This is a genomic window from Streptomyces sp. NPDC004266 (genome assembly GCF_042874095.1).
GTDB lineage: Bacteria > Actinomycetota > Actinomycetes > Streptomycetales > Streptomycetaceae > Streptomyces.
Window position 1 is genome coordinate 360,179 of the sequence record NZ_JBIAMM010000006.1, and the last position, 15,620, is coordinate 375,798.

At 72.0% G+C, this 15,620-nt stretch carries 14 protein-coding genes; 2 read left to right on the plus strand and 12 right to left on the minus strand.

Features of this window, described 5'->3' with window-relative positions; translation table 11 throughout:
• Positions 1-6: 6 nt before the first annotated feature.
• The 9 genes from ACFYUZ_RS17685 to ACFYUZ_RS17725 all read right to left on the minus strand — a co-directional run bounded on the left by ACFYUZ_RS17685 (position 7) and on the right by ACFYUZ_RS17725 (position 9,846).
• Entirely contained in the window at positions 7-804 is a 798-nt protein-coding gene (locus ACFYUZ_RS17685; protein ID WP_389310112.1) for an ABC transporter ATP-binding protein, read from the minus strand.
• Complete coding sequence (locus tag ACFYUZ_RS17690; protein ID WP_389310114.1) at positions 797-1,783, minus strand: ABC transporter ATP-binding protein; 987 nt, start codon at positions 1,781-1,783, stop codon at positions 797-799. Before ACFYUZ_RS17690 ends, ACFYUZ_RS17685 begins: the two co-directional genes overlap by 8 nt.
• Positions 1,780-2,634 carry an ABC transporter permease gene (locus tag ACFYUZ_RS17695; RefSeq protein ID WP_389310117.1) on the minus strand — a complete coding sequence of 285 codons (855 nt, stop codon included), beginning with the start codon at positions 2,632-2,634 and terminating at the stop codon, positions 1,780-1,782. Before ACFYUZ_RS17695 ends, ACFYUZ_RS17690 begins: the two co-directional genes overlap by 4 nt.
• Complete coding sequence (locus ACFYUZ_RS17700) at positions 2,631-3,590, minus strand: ABC transporter permease (RefSeq protein WP_389310119.1); 960 nt, start codon at positions 3,588-3,590, stop codon at positions 2,631-2,633. The genes ACFYUZ_RS17695 and ACFYUZ_RS17700 overlap by 4 nt, the downstream gene beginning before the upstream one ends.
• Entirely contained in the window at positions 3,587-5,266 is a 1,680-nt protein-coding gene (locus tag ACFYUZ_RS17705) for an ABC transporter substrate-binding protein (protein ID WP_389310122.1), read from the minus strand. The genes ACFYUZ_RS17700 and ACFYUZ_RS17705 overlap by 4 nt, the downstream gene beginning before the upstream one ends.
• 78 nt (positions 5,267-5,344) lie before the next feature.
• The gene (locus tag ACFYUZ_RS17710) at positions 5,345-6,361 is read right to left on the minus strand and encodes an agmatine/peptidylarginine deiminase (protein ID WP_389310125.1); all 1,017 of its coding nucleotides are present in this window, start codon (positions 6,359-6,361) and stop codon (positions 5,345-5,347) included.
• A gap of 163 nt (positions 6,362-6,524) precedes the next feature.
• Positions 6,525-8,276: an urease subunit alpha gene (locus ACFYUZ_RS17715; RefSeq protein WP_389310128.1), complete on the minus strand. Its 1,752-nt coding sequence runs from the start codon at positions 8,274-8,276 to the stop codon at positions 6,525-6,527.
• The gene (gene ureA / locus ACFYUZ_RS17720) at positions 8,273-8,968 is read right to left on the minus strand and encodes an urease subunit gamma (protein ID WP_389310130.1); all 696 of its coding nucleotides are present in this window, start codon (positions 8,966-8,968) and stop codon (positions 8,273-8,275) included. Before ureA ends, ACFYUZ_RS17715 begins: the two co-directional genes overlap by 4 nt.
• Positions 8,969-9,264: 296 nt before the next feature.
• Positions 9,265-9,846, minus strand: a complete 582-nt coding sequence (locus ACFYUZ_RS17725) for a TetR/AcrR family transcriptional regulator (protein WP_389310133.1) — start codon at positions 9,844-9,846, stop codon at positions 9,265-9,267.
• A 151-nt stretch (positions 9,847-9,997) separates the two neighbouring features.
• Between ACFYUZ_RS17725 and ACFYUZ_RS17730 the strand changes: the two genes are divergently transcribed.
• Together ACFYUZ_RS17730 and ACFYUZ_RS17735 are read left to right on the plus strand one after the other, a co-directional pair.
• Positions 9,998-11,188, plus strand: coding sequence for a 7TM domain-containing protein (locus tag ACFYUZ_RS17730; RefSeq protein ID WP_389310135.1), 1,191 nt, complete (start codon positions 9,998-10,000; stop codon positions 11,186-11,188).
• A complete protein-coding gene (locus ACFYUZ_RS17735; RefSeq protein ID WP_389310138.1) occupies positions 11,185-12,048 on the plus strand; it encodes a sugar-transfer associated ATP-grasp domain-containing protein in 864 nt (287 codons plus the stop codon). The genes ACFYUZ_RS17730 and ACFYUZ_RS17735 overlap by 4 nt, the downstream gene beginning before the upstream one ends.
• A 211-nt stretch (positions 12,049-12,259) precedes the next feature.
• Here the strand turns inward: ACFYUZ_RS17735 and ACFYUZ_RS17740 are convergent, their stop codons facing one another.
• From ACFYUZ_RS17740 to ACFYUZ_RS17750, 3 genes are all read right to left on the minus strand, one after another.
• Positions 12,260-12,919, minus strand: coding sequence for a response regulator (locus ACFYUZ_RS17740; protein ID WP_389310140.1), 660 nt, complete (start codon positions 12,917-12,919; stop codon positions 12,260-12,262).
• Between the two features lie 10 nt (positions 12,920-12,929).
• The gene (locus ACFYUZ_RS17745; protein ID WP_389310142.1) at positions 12,930-14,336 is read right to left on the minus strand and encodes a sensor histidine kinase; all 1,407 of its coding nucleotides are present in this window, start codon (positions 14,334-14,336) and stop codon (positions 12,930-12,932) included.
• 67 nt (positions 14,337-14,403) lie between these two features.
• Positions 14,404-15,570, minus strand: a complete 1,167-nt coding sequence (locus ACFYUZ_RS17750; RefSeq protein WP_389310144.1) for an agmatine deiminase family protein — start codon at positions 15,568-15,570, stop codon at positions 14,404-14,406.
• Between the last annotated feature and the right edge of the window lie 50 nt (positions 15,571-15,620).

Consider the following 15,620-nt stretch of genomic DNA (forward strand, 5'->3'; position numbering starts at 1 on the left):
GGGCTGTCAGAGCGCCCGGCGGGCGGCGGCGATCGCCGCGGGGTCCCAGCCCGGGCGGGGCACGGACTCCAGCAGCAGCCGCGTGTAGGGGTGTCGGGGTGAGGCGAGCACCTCGGCCGTGGGGCCCGCCTCGACGACACGGCCCTTGCGCATGACGATGACGTCGTCGGTGACGCACCGGACCACGCCGAGGTCGTGGGTGATGAACAGGTAGCCGATCCGGGTCTCCTCGCGGATGTCGGCGAGCAGGTTGAGGATCTGCGCCTGTACGGAGACGTCGAGGGCGGCGACCGCCTCGTCCAGGACCAGCACGGCCGGTTCGACGGCGAGGGCGCGTGCGATGGCGACGCGTTGGCGCTGGCCCCCGGAGAGCCGGCGGGGCCGTGCGTCGGCGGCGCGGGTACCGAGGCCGACCTGATCGAGGAGTTCCCGGACGCGCCGGTCGTGGTCGGTGCCGGGGAAGTGCAGGCTCAGGGTCTCGCGCAGGACCTGTTCGACGCTGGTCCTCGGATCGAGGGAGAGGTACGGGTCCTGGAAGACCATCTGGACCTCGCGCGCCCGCGCCAGGCGCCGGTCCCGGCCGCGACTCCGCGCGCCGCGGACACGGCCGCGGACGCGGATCTCCCCGGCGTCGGCCTGTTCGAGACCGACGACCATCCGGGCCGTGGTGGTCTTGCCGGAGCCGGACTCGCCCACGATGCCCAGGGACCCGCCCTCGGGGAGGGCGAAGGACACGTCGTCGACGGCGCGGACGCTCCCGAAGGCGCGGTGGAGGCCGACGGCCTCCAGGACGTTCTCAGGCATCGGCGGGGCTCTCCGTGAGACGGTCGCTGTGGTGGCACGCGGCCCGGTGCGTCGGCAGGCCCGGCGCGGTGGTCGGCTCGGGCGTCCGCTGCCCGCAGACCTCCGTGGCGAGGGGACAGCGGGCGGCGAACGGGCAGCCGGGCAGTTCCTGACGCAGGTCGGGGGGTTGGCCGTCGATGGCGGCGAGCCGCCCCCGCGGGGCTTCGAGGCGGGGGGTGGAGGCGAGCAGTGCCGCGGTGTACGGGTGCCGGGGACGGGCGAAGAGGACTTCGGCGGGGCCGCTCTCGGCGATCCGGCCGGCGTACATGACGTAGACGCGGTCGCTGATGGCGGCGGCGAGGTCGAGGTCGTGGGTGACGAAGAGCAGTCCGGTGCGGAAGCGGGCGCGCAGTTCGGCCAGGAGTGCGATCACCTCGGCCTGCGTGGTGACGTCGAGCGCCGTGGTGGGCTCGTCCGCGAGGAGGAGCTCGGGGTCTCCCATGAGCGCGGCGGCGATCACGACACGTTGCAGCATGCCGCCGGAGACCTGGCCGGGGTACTTGTGCAGGGCGGAGTCGTCCAGGCCGACCGCCCGCAGGAGTTCGGCGGCGCGGGCGGTGGCGTCCGCCCGGGTCATGCTGCCGGACAGGGTGACGCTCTCGGTGAGGAAGTCGCCGATGCGGCGCAGTGGGTTGAGGGCGGCGCGGGGGTCCTGGAAGATCATGGCGACGGTGTCGGTGCGCAGAGCGCGCAGCTGCTCGCCCCGCATGGCGAGCACGTCGTGTCCGAGGACGCGGACCCGGCCCTCGACGACGGCCCCGGGGGGCAGCAGGCCGAGCGCGCTGCGCGAGGTGAGGGTCTTCCCGGATCCGGACTCGCCGACGAGGGCGACGGTCTCGCCGGCGGCGACGTGGAGGTCGACGCCGTCGAGGACGGGGCGGGCCGTGCCGGGCAGGGTGATCCGCAGCCCCTGGACGTCGAGCGTGTACGTGGAAGTCATCGGTCTCTCCTGGCGACGCGGTCGGCCCAGCGCTCTCCGACGACGTTGAAGGCGACGACGGTGAGCACGATGGACACGCTGGGCAGGACCGCGGAGAGCGGGTAGCCCTGCTGGATGGCGGTCTGGCCGTCGAAGACCATGCGGCCCCAGTCGGGGGTGAGCGCGGGTACGCCGAGGCCGAGGAAGGACAGGCCGGCGAGGTCCATCAGTGCGTAGCCGAAGTTGATGGTGGACTGGGCGAGGACGACGGGGGCGATGTTGGGCAGGATGTGGCGCAGGCTGATCTGGAGGGCCGAGTGCCCCTGGACCTGGTAGGCGCTGACGTAGGGGCGTTTGCGTTCGGCCAGGACGAGGGAGCGGGTGAGCCGGCTGACGTACGGCAGGTAGGCGAGGGAGAGGGCGATGACGGGGGCGAGCAGTCCTTCGCCGTAGAGGGAGACGATCAGGATGGCGAGGAGCATGCCGGGGAACGCGAAGACGAGCTCGGTGCTGCGCGAGAGGACGGAGTCGAGCCAGCCGCCCCGCCAGCCCGCGGCCATGCCGACCGCGATTCCGGCGAGGGTGGAGAAGACGACGACGCCGAGCGGGCCGAGCAGCGAGGTGCGGGCGCCGAGGAGCAGCCGGGAGAAGGTGTCGCGTCCGGCGGCGTCGACCCCGAGCAGGTGCTCCGGGGAAGGTCCGGCCAGCGCGTTGCCGAGGTCGACGGCGTTGGGGTCGTACGGCACGAGCCAGGGCGCGAGGAGCGCGGCGGCCGTGACGAGGGCGACGAGGCCGAGGCAGGCCGGATACAGCGGGGACCGGGCGGTGCGGATCTTCGCGAGGCCGGGCCTGCGGGTCAGGACGGCGGTCATACGGAGGAACTCCTCGATCCGAGGGTGATCCGCGGGTCGACCAGCGGCAGCAGGAGGTCGACGATGAGGTTCACGATCATGAACAGGGCGACGATGATCAGGGAGATGGCCTGGACCGTCGGGAAGTCCTTGGTCGAGGTGGACAGCTCCAGGAGCTGGCCGATGCCGCCGATGCTGAAGGCGGTCTCCACGAGGATCGTGCAGACCAGCAGCGTCGAGACGATCAGGCCGCCGGTGGTCAGGACGGTGCCCAGCGAGTTCCGGAACACGTGCCGGCGGATGACCTGGCGCTCGGGGACGCCGCGGCTGCGGGCGACCGTGACGTGCTCGCTGTCGAGGGCCTCCAGCATGGCCGAGCGGGTGACCCGCGCGAGCATGCCGATCAGGTACAGGGCGAGCGCGATCGCGGGCAGGGTGAGGTGCCAGACCCGGTCGAGGAGGCCGTCGCCGGAACCGCTGCTGGGGAACCAGCCGAGGTTGACGGCGAAGAGTCCCTGGAGCAGGACGGCGGCGACGAAGGAGGGGGTGCCGACGGCGAGCGTGGTCCCGACCAGGATGGCCGAGTCGGTGCCGCCGCCGCGCACGGCGGCGATGCGCCCCAGTACGAGGCCGATCACGACGACCACGGCCAGTGCCATCGCCACGAGGAGCAGGGTGGTGGGGAGGCGGTCGGCCAGGAGCCGGGAGACGTCGGTGCGGTAGGTGATGGACCGGCCGAAGTCCCCGTGGACGATGTCGCCGAGCCAGCGGAGGTAGCGGACGAAGAAGGGGTCGTCCAGGTGGTACTGGGCGTTGATCGCGGCGAGGGCCTCGGGCGAGGCCGAGCGGCCGGAGAGCAGGAAGCTGGCCGGGTCGCCCGGCGCCAGGTACATGGCGCCGAAGACCACGAACGACGCGCACAGCAGGGTGGCGGCCATCTCCGTCACCCGGCGCACGGCGAATCTCACGAAGTTCACGGCGTGGCCCCCGCGTCCGCCGCACCGACGCCGGCGGCCCACGGGTGGTACATGTACGAGATGGTGGTGGGGGCGCCGGTGATCCTCTTGTTGAGGAAGACGGCGGTGGGCCACTCGGCGACCGGGATCCAGGGCAGCTGCTCGGCCACCCGCTTCTGCATCTCCGCCTCGATCCTCATCCGCTGCTCCGGCTCGTAGACGCCGGTGGCCTGGTCGACGAGCGCGTCGTAGCCCTTGTCGCTGTAGTCGGCGAAGTTCATGTAGGCGCCGGTCTTGAAGTTGGTCAGCAGGTCCAGCGGGTCGGTGATCGAGTCGTAGTAGGTGAGCGGGAACATGTCGATGCCCTCGCGCGCCTTCGGGTCGGTGAACAGCGCGGTGAAGGCGTTGGGGGCGATCGTCCTGAGGTTGATCTTCAGTCCGATCTGCGTGCCGGCGGCCTGGATCGCGGTGGCGAGGAGGGAGACGTCCTGGCCGATGGAGCTGGTGGCGACGGTCAGGGTCTTGCCCGTGGCACCGGCCTCCTTGATCAGCGCCTTGGCCTTCTCGATGTCCTGGGCGGCGGGCGGCAGCGCGCCGAACGCGTCCTTGCGGGTCTGCTCCGAGGCTCCGGCCCAGGCGGCGCGGGTGGTGAGCGAGGTGGTGACGGTGCCGGCGCCGCCGAGTCCGGCCTTGACGAACCCGGACCGGTCCAGGGCCAGGGAGAGCGCCTTGCGGACCCGGAGGTCGCCGAGCGGGCCCGTCATGTTGGTGATGTCGACGTTGACCGTGCTGAGGCCCTCGCCGAACCAGAGCTTGCCGACGCCGCTGTTCCTGAGGCGGTCGTAGCTCTCGGTGGGGATGAGGTAGCCGCCGTCGATCTCGCCGCTGAGCATGGCGTTGGTGCGGGCCGAGGGGTCGGTCAGGATCCGGAAGACGGCCTTCTTCGCCTTGGCCTTCGTGCCCCAGTAGCCGTCGAAGCGCTCCAGCTCGATCGACTGGCCCTTGCTCCACGTGCCGAGCTTGAACGGGCCGGTGCAGGCGAGGTCTCCGGTGGTGCCGTAGTCCTTGCCGGCCGCCTCGACGCCCGCCCTGGAAGCGACGACGCCCGCGGCGGTCGCCATGTACTGGGGGAACTGGGAGTCCGGCTTCTTGAGCTTGACCGTGACCTGGAGCGGGCCGGTCTTCGTCAAGGAGGTGACGTTCTGGAACGTCTGGGCCCAGGCGGCGGCGTTCTTCGGGTCCCGCTGCCGGCCGAGGCTGTAGACCACGTCGTCGGCGGTCATCACCTTGCCGTCGTGGAAGCGGACGCCCGGACGCAGGTCGTACACCCAGGTGTTGGGGTCGGGGTTCGAGGCCTTCCGGGCCAGGCCGGGCTCCATGGTGAGCCCCGGTGTCCAGCGCATCAGGCTCTCGCACACGTTGGACAGGATCGTGTTCTGCGGGTAGTCGAACGCGACCGTGTAGTCGAGGGTGGGCGGCTCGGCGTAGACGGCCCAGGTGAAGGAGTCGATCTCACCGCGCGCCGGAGGCGTCGAGGCGGAGAGCTTCACTCCTGCGCCGGTACTGCCCGTGCCGCTCTTGGGCGGCCCGGAGCAGGCCGCGAGCAGGGCGAAGGAGGACAGGACCGCGGTCGCGGCGGCGATCCGGCCGCGACGGCGGGAGGGCCGTCTGGGGCCCTGGACGGGGGAGGTCGTCATCGGCGCGCTGTCTTTCCGTGAGGGGTGCGGAGGGGTGACGGGCCGCGGGGCCGGCCCGTCAGGAGCGGCGGGACCGCTCTACGCGGCGGAGGGGCGCGCGGCGGGGATCTGCTGGGTGATGCAGTGCACACCGCCCCCGCCGAACGCGATCGCGATCGCCTGCACCGGGACGACCTTGCGGCCCGGGTACGCCGAGGCGATCACGGCGAGCGCGGCCTCGTCCTGGGGCACGCCCGCCACCGGGACGACGACGCCGCCGTTGGCCACGTAGTAGTTCAGGTACGACACCTCGACCGCTCCGTCCGGCATCTCGACGAAGGCGGTCTGGGGAACGTCGATGATCTCCAGGCGGCGGCCGCGGGCGTCCCGGGTCGACTCGAGGACCGCGCGGTTGGCCCGCATCCGGGCGTAGTCCGGGTGCTCGGGGTCCTCGGGCAGGGAGACCACCACGGTACCCGGAGCGGCGAAGGCGCAGACACCGTCGACGTGCCCGTCGGTCTCCGTGTCCAGCAGGCCGCCGTACGGCAGCCATACAACCTTGCTGACGCCGAGCTGGGATTTCAGCTCGGCCTCGATCTCGTCCCGGTTCATGCCGGGATTCCGGTTGGGATGCAGGAGACACTGCTCGGTCGTGATCAGCGTTCCCTCGCCGTCGACCGTGATCGCCCCGCCCTCCAGGATCATGTCGGAGGGGATGCGCTCGACGCCCAGGTGCTCCAGGAGGAGGCCGCCGACCCGGTCGTCGGAGTCGTACGGGCTGTGCTTGCGGCCCCAGGCGTTGAAGCGGAAGTCCACTCCGGCGCGGTTGCCTTCACCGTCGAGCACGAAGAGCGGGGCCGAGTCCCGGAACCACGAGTCGTCCTGCGCCAGCTCCACCACGGTGATCTCCTGGCCGCACCTGCTCCTGGCCTCCTCACCGTGGCCGGGCGGCGCGACCATGGTCACGGGCTCGAACTCGGCGATCGCACGCGCGACGTTCGCGTACTCCTCCTTGACGTCGTCCAGCACGCTGCCCCACAGGTCCTCACGGACGGGCCAGGCCATCAGGCACCCTTCGTGTGCGGACCACTCGGCAGGCATACGGAATGCAGTCATCACGGGTCTCTCTTCGTTTCGCCAGAAGTACCCGTCGGCGGCGGCCGGCTCGGCCAGGCTCAAGCGCGGGAACGGGTACGCGGTGTGAACAGCATCCTCCATCCGACTGAAATTTCAGTCAAGACTGGAGGCGTGCCTTTCTCGGGTCGTTCAGCGGGAGGAGTCAGAGGAAGTACAGGCGGCTCAACGACACCTGCTGCGCCGGCTCGGAGCGCATCGGATCGCCGTCCAGGGTCACGAGGCCGCTGCGCGGGTCCACGTCCACCTGTCCGAGGCGGGCGTTGCGCACCATGTCGGCCGGGCCGATGCCCCGGGTGCCCCGGACGGCCACGCGCCTGCGCCGAGTGCCCAGCGTGTCGTACGGCGAGCCGAACGAGCCCGACTCGGCGGCGGCGCGGCTGACGAAGGCGACGGACAGCTCGGCCGGAGCGGCTCCGTGCGCACCGAACAGCGGTCCCAGGAGCAGTGGTTCACAGGTGTCGGTGGCCGCGTTCGGGTCTCCGGTCACCCCGTAGGCGGGGAAGCCGTTCTTGATGACCATCTGCGGCTTGGCGCCGAAGAACTCCGGCCGCCACAGCACGATGTCGGCCATCTTCCCGACCTCGATCGAGCCGATCTCGTGGGCGAGGCCGTGGGCGATCGCCGGGTTGATGGTCAGCTTGGCCATGTAGCGCAGCACGCGCGCGTTGTCGTCACCGTCGCCGTCGCCCTCCAGGGGCCCCAGTTCGGCCTTCATCTTCCCGGCCATCGCGAACGTACGCCGGATCGTCTCCCCCGCCCGCCCCATCCCCTGCGCGTCGGAGGAGGTGATCCCGATCGCGCCGAGGTCGTGCAGGACGTCCTCCGCGCCCATCGTCCCGGCCCGGATCCGGTCGCGCGCCATCGCGGCGTCGCCGGGCAGGTCCGTCTTCAGGTCGTGGACGGAGACGATCATCCCGTAGTGCTCGGCGATGGCGTCCCGCCCGAAGGGCAGGGTGGGGTTGGTGGAGGAGCCGATGACGTTCGGCACGCCCGCCATCTTCAGGACGTTGGGGACGTGTCCGCCGCCGCAGCCCTCGATGTGGAAGGCGTGGATCGTACGCCCCTCCAGGACCTTCAGGGTGTCCTCGACGGACAGGCACTCGTTCAGGCCGTCGGAGTGCAGCGCCACCTGGACGTCGTGCTCCTCGGCGACCCGCAGCGCGGTGTCCAGGGCGCGGGTGTGGGCGCCCATGTCCTCGTGGACCTTGAAGCCCGAGGCGCCGCCCTCGGCGAGGGCCTCCACCAGGGGCGCTTCGTCGGACGCGGAACCCCGGGCCAGGAAGCCGATGTTGACCGGCCAGGCGTCGAAGGCGTCGAACCCGAGCTTCAGGGCCCAGGGGGAGTTGACGCCGACGCCCCAGCTCGGCCCGATCTCCTGGCCGATGATCGTGGTGACGCCGCTGGCGAGCGAGGCCTCCATGATCCGCGGCGACAGCAGGTGGACGTGGGTGTCGATCGCACCGGCGGTGGCGATCAGTCCCTCTCCCGGGATCATCGTGGTGCCGGTGCCGACGACGACGTCGACGCCGTCGAGGGTGTCGGGGTTGCCGGCCCGTCCGATGGCGTGGATCCGGCCCTCGCGGATGCCGACGGACACCTTGCGGATGCCCTGCACGGCGTCGATGACCAGGACGTTGGTGATCACGACGTCACAGGTCTCGCGGACCGCCGCGGCCTTCAGGTGCATCCCGTCGCGGGCGGTCTTGCCGAACCCGGCGAGGAACTCGTCCCCGTACGCCTGTGAGTCCGCCTCCACCCGTACGACGAGTCCCGAGTCACCGAGCCGGACCCGGTCCCCCGCGCGGGGCCCGTGCACGGTGGCGTACTCGTACGGGTCGATGTGCCGGCTGCTGCCGGGAGCACAGTGGTCGCCGTGTCTGGTGGGCCTGCTCATCGCTCTGCCCCTTCCGCTCCGAGGTAGCCGCAGACGGCGGCGCGCTTCAGGGCCTCGGCCTTCGTGCCGGGCGCGTCGAGCGGGCCGTCGACCAGGCCCGCGAAACCGATGGCGATCCTGTCGCCCCCCATCGGTACGAGTCCGACTTCCACGACCGCACCGGGGTCGAACCGGGTGGACGAGCCGGCCGGGGCGGCCAGCCGCATCCCGTAGGCGGCGGCCCGGTCGAAGTCCAGCCGCGGGTTCGCCTCGAAGAAGTGGAAGTGCGAGGTCACGCTGACCGGGACCGCGGCCGCGTTGCGCACCCGCAGAGTGATCGCCGGTTCCGGCTCCGGCAGGGTGTCCGTGTGGGGCAGGACGGCCCCGGGCGCGCCGTCGTCGTGCTCCACCTCGCCGAACGGGGCGCTGATGACGGCCAGGCGGGTGCCGTCGTCGAACACCGCCTCGACCTGGATCTCCGTCACGACGTCGGTGACGCCGGGGAGCACGTCCTCCGGACCGAGGACACCGCGTCCGCGGTCGAGCGCCTCGGCCAGACGAAGGCCGTCACGCGCGGCCTCGCACACCGTGTCGGCGATCAGCGCGGTCGCCTCCGGAACGTTGAGCCGCAGTCCGCGCTTCAGGCGGGACCGGGCGAGCTGGGCGGCGGTGAAGAGGAGGAGCCGGTCACGCTCGGTGGGGGTCAGAGGCATGTCGTCGCCTGTCCGAAGGGCCTGGTCACACGCAAGGTCGTCCCTTTCCTTCCGCAAGATGTCAGAGGCGGATGCAGGGAATTCACTGTCGCATTGACTGAAATATCAGTCAAGACTGTGGGCCTGGCTCACCCCCCGCAAGCCCGATCACCTGTCCGGACCGCGATCAGCGGCGGCGCGCACCGGACGGCGTGGGCAACCACGCCGTCGGCACGGCACGCCCGGTTCGGCACGCCGTGTGGCGGGAGGAATCGCCGTGTGCAGGGAAAAACCGCCGTGTGCAGGGAGGAACCGCGTTACGGGCGGTCCAGCCGGTCGATCTCGGCGTCGATGGCCTCGCCCATCAGGGCCCTGGCGTGGGCGATCCGGAGCGTGCCGCTGAGCCAGCGCATGCTCAGGCCCTCCAGGAGGGCGGTGAGCCGCTCGGCGGCCGCCTCGAGAGCGGCTGCCGAGGCCATCGGCCGGACCTGGCCCAACAGGGCCGCCACCTCCTGCACCCAGACCCGGGTGGCTCGCGTCAGGTCTTCGCGCAGCAGCTCGTCGAAGACGGCGCTGGCCCGCAACTCGCCCCAGGCGGTGCTGTTCTCCCTGACCTCGGTCGAGTCCTGGAGTTCGAGGAGGAGCGTCTGTTCCAGCTCCTCGCGCGGGCCGAGCGGTTCGGCGTCCGGGTCGCGGTGGGTCGTGTAGCGCTCGGCACGGTCGCTGATGAACTCCAGCGTCTTGCGCAGGATCCCGGCACGGTCCTTGAAGTGGTAGTAGATCAGCGCGGTGGACACGCCCGCCTCGGCGGCCAGCTCCTCCACGCGCAGGCCACGGACCCCGCGCCGGGCGATCACCCGGGCGGCGGCTTCGAGGAGTTGAGTGCTGCGAGACGCCATGGCCCAAACCTTACCGGGCCCGTCCGGTCGGCAGGATCACGGCCCTGACGAGGGGCGGGCGGGTCCGGAAACGGTGCACGGACAACTTTCGTTGCCCTCCTGGGGCCGATCGGCACTACTGGGGGCCGGTCCCCTGTTCAAGGCTTTTCCCATGCATGACCTGCAGAAGTACGAAGAGAGTCCGGAGAGCGGGGAGCGGGCGGCGGACGCCTACCGCGGTGGGCGCGGGAAGGTGCCCGTGGTGGTGAAGGTGCTGGCGGCCGTGGCCTGTCTGAGCTTCCTGCTGCTGGGGGTGCTCGGCTCCCCCGACCGGCCCCTGAGCCGGTCGGGGGAGGTCATCGGCGAACGGGAGATGGTGCGCGTCAGCGGACCGACGGGCCGGAGTCACGAGGTCCTCGCGCTGATCGACACCAGCGCGTCGGCGTCGTCGGTGGACACGGCACTGGCGAAGGAGCTCGGTTTCGACCTCGACGCGGCACCGAGAATCACCGTGGGGTCGGCGCTCGGCCGTGAGAAGCGCCCGGTGGTCGACGCCACGGTGCGGCTGGCCGGCCGCTCCTTCGTCGCCAGGCTCAGCGTCAACAACCGCTCCAAGCGCGAGACCCCCGTCCTGCTCGGCCGGCAGGAGGTCCAGGGACTTCACGTGGCCGTGGGCAAGCGGCTGCTCACCCAGCCCGACTCCATCGCCGCGCCGTCGGCCCTGCGCATCCTGTTCGCCAAGGCACCGGCGATCGACCCCGTGTCGATGATGGCGCTGCTGCCCCTGGCGGCCCTGCTGATCGTGGTGCTCCGGGTGGTCGTCGGGCTGAACACGCTGGGCACGTTCAGCCCGGTGCTGCTGGCCCTGGCGTACGCGCAGGCCGGCCTCCCCCTCGGCGTACCGCTGACGCTCGTGATGTTCGCGCTCGGGTTCGCCATGCAGCCCCTGCTGCGCCGCCTGCACCTTCCGCGGGTCGCCCGGCTCGGCGTGCTGATCGCGGTGGTCACCTCGGGCCTGATCGGCGCCCAGCTCGCCCTGGGCGGTCTCGGGCTCTCCGACTCGTGGGGGATGTCGCTGCCGGTCGTCGTCACGGCGATCGTCACCGAGCGCCTGTGGGAGGCGTGGGACCTCGACGGCGTGAGGGCCGCCGCGACGGGAGCCGCCCTGACCATGGGCACGGCCGTCCTGGTGGCGCTGCTCCTCCTGACCCCGTACGTGCGCGAGGTCGCGGAGGCGGTGCCCCTCCAGCTCGCGATCGTGTGCGCCGTGTGGACGTCGATCGCGGGAACGTACCGCGGGCTTCGCCTGAGCGAGCTCTTCCGCTTCGCGCCCGCGGCCAGGAGGCAGGGGGTGGAGGCGTGATACGGCTTCGCGGCTGGGACCCGGTCATGGGCATGAACCTGCGCAACGCCCGGATCGCCCGGCACAACTCGTCGGCCGCCGTCCGGCTCGTCAACGACAAGTACGCCACCAAGGAGGCGCTGGCCGAGGTCGGCGCCCCCACCTCCCCCACCCTGGCCCTGCTGCGCTCGCGCCGGGAGATCGCCTCCCTGGACTGGGACGGCCTGCCCGACCGCTGGGCCCTCAAGCCGAACCAGAGCCTGGGAGGCAACGGCATCCTGCTGGCCTTCGGCAGGCGCCGCCGGAACTGGACGTCCTCCTCCGGCAAACGGATCACCAGGGAAACGGTCGCCGACCAGCTGCGGCGCATCCTGGACGGGGACTTCTCCCCGCGCCCCACCGACTGGGCCATGTTCGAACCCCTGATCCGGGCCCACCCCGACCTGGCCCGGCTGTCCCATCAGGGGCTGCCGGACATCCGGGTGATCTGCGACCGGGACAGGCCCCGCCTCGCGATGCTGCGGCTGCCCACCCGCTTCAGCGGCGGGCGGGCCAACCTGCACCAGAAGGCCATCGGCGCCGCCGTCGATCTGGCCACCGGCCGGATCACCCACGCCCTGGTCGGGAAGGAGCCGACCGGGACCCACCCGGACACCGGCGCGCGGCTGATCGGCGCGACCGTTCCGCACTGGCCTGAGGTGCTCGACGCGGCGAGTCGGTGCGCGGCGGCGACCGGCCTGCACTATCTGGGCGCGGACATCGTCGTCGACGCCGATCGGGGGCCGCTGATCCTGGAGGTCAACGCCCGGCCCGGACTGCAGATCCAGAACGTCACCGGTCACGGCCTGATGACCGCGACCACCCACCCGTGGAGTCCCTGATGCGCTGGACCGCGCTCGTGTCCAAGTTCGTCGTCGCCGGTGCGGCCGGCGCCTTCCTCGCGGTCAGTGCCGCGGGCGTACAACCGCCTCGGCAGGCTTCCGACGCGGACCCCGGCAGGGAGGAGCCGGCGGACGAGCGGACGACCGCACCCGGTCCGGGACCGGACGGGCGGTCCACCGCTCCCCTTCCGGGTCCTTCACCGACACCCGGTCACCGCTCGCCCTGAACGAGCCGGGCGTCGTGGGCCAGGATGGCCGCCTGGACGCGGTTGGCGCAGCGCAGCTTCGTCAGCATGCGGCTCACATAGGCCTTGACCGTGCCCTCCCCCAGGTGCAGCCGCTTGCCGATCTCCGCGTTGGAGGCGCCGGTGCCCACCATCGCGAGGACCTCGCGCTCGCGGCTGGTGAGATCGGCGATCCGGTCCAGGCGCGGATCGGCCGGCTCCTCGCCGCTGTCGAGGTACCGGTCGATGAGGTGCCGGGTGATCCGGGGGGACACGACCGGCGCGCCGGAGGCGACCCTGCGGACGGCCTGGATGAGTTCCTGCGGGGTGCTGTCCTTGAGGAGGAATCCCGTAACCCCCGCCTTCAGGGCGCGCTCCACGTAGGCGTGTTCGCCGAAGGTGGTGAGCATGACCACGCGGACCGACGGCGTCCGCTCCGCTATCCGTTCCGCCGCGCGGAGTCCGTCGGTGCCCTGCATCTGGATGTCGAGCATCGCGACGTCCACGTCGTGCCGGGCGGCGAGCACCGATGCCTCGTGGCCGTCCGAGGCCTCGGCCACGACCTCGATGTCGTCGGCGTGCTTGAGCACCAGTCTGATGCCGGCGCGGACCAGTTCCTGGTCGTCGGCGAGGAGAACACGGATCACGGGGAGGGCCTCACGTCGTGGGATGTCGGAAGGTCATGGAGACGGCGACCTCGTCGAGGTCGGAGGTCACGTCCACCTCGGGGTAGGGGACGAACGCCAGGGTGACGAACTGCAGGGCGACGACACCCACCACGCCGAGGGCCATGGCGGCGGCGCTCACGAGGCGGTGCGGCCATGTCCGCGCCGTTGCCACGACGTGCCGTCCGGCCGGGGCGGGCGCGTCCGCCACAGCGGGGCCGGCGCCCAGGGGGATGCGGGCGTCGACCGCGTACCCGCCGTCGACCGCGGCTCCGGCGCGCAGGGTGCCGCCGAGCAGACGGATCCGCTCGTGGAGACCGACGAGGCCGAGGTCGCCGCCCGGAAGCCTGACCGCCCGTGCGGCCCGGCTCTCGGGTCCGTTGCGCACGACGACCCGCACCTGCCGGGGTTCCCTGCGCACGACGACCCGCACCTCCGCCGCGGCCGCGTGCTTGTGCACGTTGGTCAGGGCCTCGCGGATCACCCGGTCCACGGCGCGCCGGGCGGTGGGGCTCTCCCCCGTCAGGTCCTCGCCGGTCCACTCGACGCGTACGGCGATCCCGGCGGTACGGGACTGGGCCACCAGCGCGGCGACCTCCGCGCGGGTGCCCGTCTTCACGGTCAGAGGCTCCGACGTGCCCGACAGCGGGTCCCCCGCGCGCAGGACCCCCAGGACGTCCCGCAACTCGGCCATCGCCCGGCGCACCGTGCTGTGCACCAGGAGCGCACTGCGGTGCACCTCGGGATCACCCGTCTCGCTGGCCATTTCAAGGCCGCCGGAGTGCAGGGCGATGAGACTGAGGCGGTGACCGAGCAGATCGTGCATCTCGCCCGCGATCCGCGAGCGTTCGCGGGATCTCGCCTGTTCCTCCGCCGAGCGGTGGGCCCGTTCCAGGAAGGCGTTGCGCTCCTCCAGGGCTTGGAGCAGCCGCTCGCGCTGGCCGGTCAGCGCCCCGGCGAGGCCCGGCAGGATCCCGCACACGATGCCCGTGACGAGGACGACCATCACGTCGTACTCGAGGATCGGTGCCGGCTCCGCCGCCGAGTGGGCGAGGGTGACGGCCAGGGGCGCCGTCATGGACGCGGTCAGGGTGAGGACGCGGTGGTGGAGGCGGATCCAGTTCAGGCCCGCCGTGTAGGCCACGACCGTCAGCGCTCCGCCGGTCAACGGCTCGAACGCCATGAGCGTGGCCGCGGCGACCAGCGCCGTCGCGGGCCGTCGTCGGCGGACGAGTACCGACGCCACCGCTCCCCCGGCCGTGGTGAGCTGTCCCGCCGTCCCGAACAGCGCGCCCTGCTCGGAGCTCCAGCTGTCCCAGTCCAGCAGGGCCGCGACCGTCGCCGCGGTCACGGCGATCAGCGCGAGGTCGGCGAGGGGTGGAAGCACCCGGTTCCGCATGCCACTCTCCAGGAGGGCCGGCCGCCGCCGGTGGGCGGCGACCGGCGGTTCATCCGGTGTCGCCCGGTCAGGCGGCCGGGGGGACGGCGGGCTGCGACTGGGTGGCGCAGTGGATGCCGCCACCGCCGGTCGCGATGTTGTCGATGTCGAGCTGGACGACGGTCCGGCCGGGGTAGGCGGCCGCGAGGATGCTGCGGGCCACGCCGTCGGCGTGGTCGTCGCCGAACTGGGGGACGAGGACGGCGCCGTTGGCGGTGTAGTAGTTGGTGTAGCTGGACAGGAAGGCGCTGCCCCTGTCCTTGCCCCGGATGCGGCCGCGGTCCGGGCCGGGGAGTTCGGTGACGGTCAGGGGACGGCCCTGCGCGTCGGTGGCGCCCAGCAGGATCTGCTTGGTCTCGTTGTAGACGGCGACCCACTTGGAGTCGGTGCCGGGGCCGGGCTGGTCGAGGATGACGCGTCCCGGTGCGGTGAAGCGGGCCAGGCAGTCGATGTGGCAGTCGGTGATGTCCTGCCCCGCGAGTCCGGGCACCCAGATGACCTTGTCGACGCCGAGGGCCGACTTCATCGCCTGCTCGACCTGGTCCTGGGTCGTGCCCGGGTTGCGGTTGGCGTTGACGAGCGAGCTGACCGTGGCGAGCAGGGTGCCCTGACCGTCGGTCTCCAGCGAGCCGCCCTCGCCGACGAACCCCGCCTGGACGCGCGGAACGCCGCACCGGCCGAGCAGGGTCGCGGCCGCGGCGGCGTCGTTGGCGTAGGGCTGGTAGTAGCTCGTGCCTGTCTTGCCCCACCCGTTGAAGTTGGTGTCCACACCGGCGACGGCGCCGGGCGCGACGACGAAGGTGGGGCCGAAGTCGCGGATCCACAGGTCGTCGTTGGCTATCTCGACGACCTCGATGCCGTGGGAGCCCCCGGCTCCGCACTGGTACCGCGCGTCGGCCGCCTGGTCGGGACGGGCTAGCACCACGACGGGCTCGTAGCGGGAGATCGCGTCGGCCACGCGGGCGATGTCACGGCGGACGCCGGCGAAGTACGGGGACCAGACTGAGGACAGCGCGGGCCAGGCCATGAAGGTCCGCACGTGGAGGTCGTGCTCCGCGGGCATCCGCAGCGTGGCGCCCGAAGGAGCGGTGGCGGCGCGGGCGGCCGTGGGCAGCGCCGACCCGAGGGCCGCGAGCGGCAGAGCCGCGGCGCCGAGCTGGAGCAGTCGGCGTCGGGACGTCGTGGGCGTGTCCATGGGGCTCCTACCTGAGGGAGGGGGCGGGTGTTCCCCGCATGGTTCCGCAG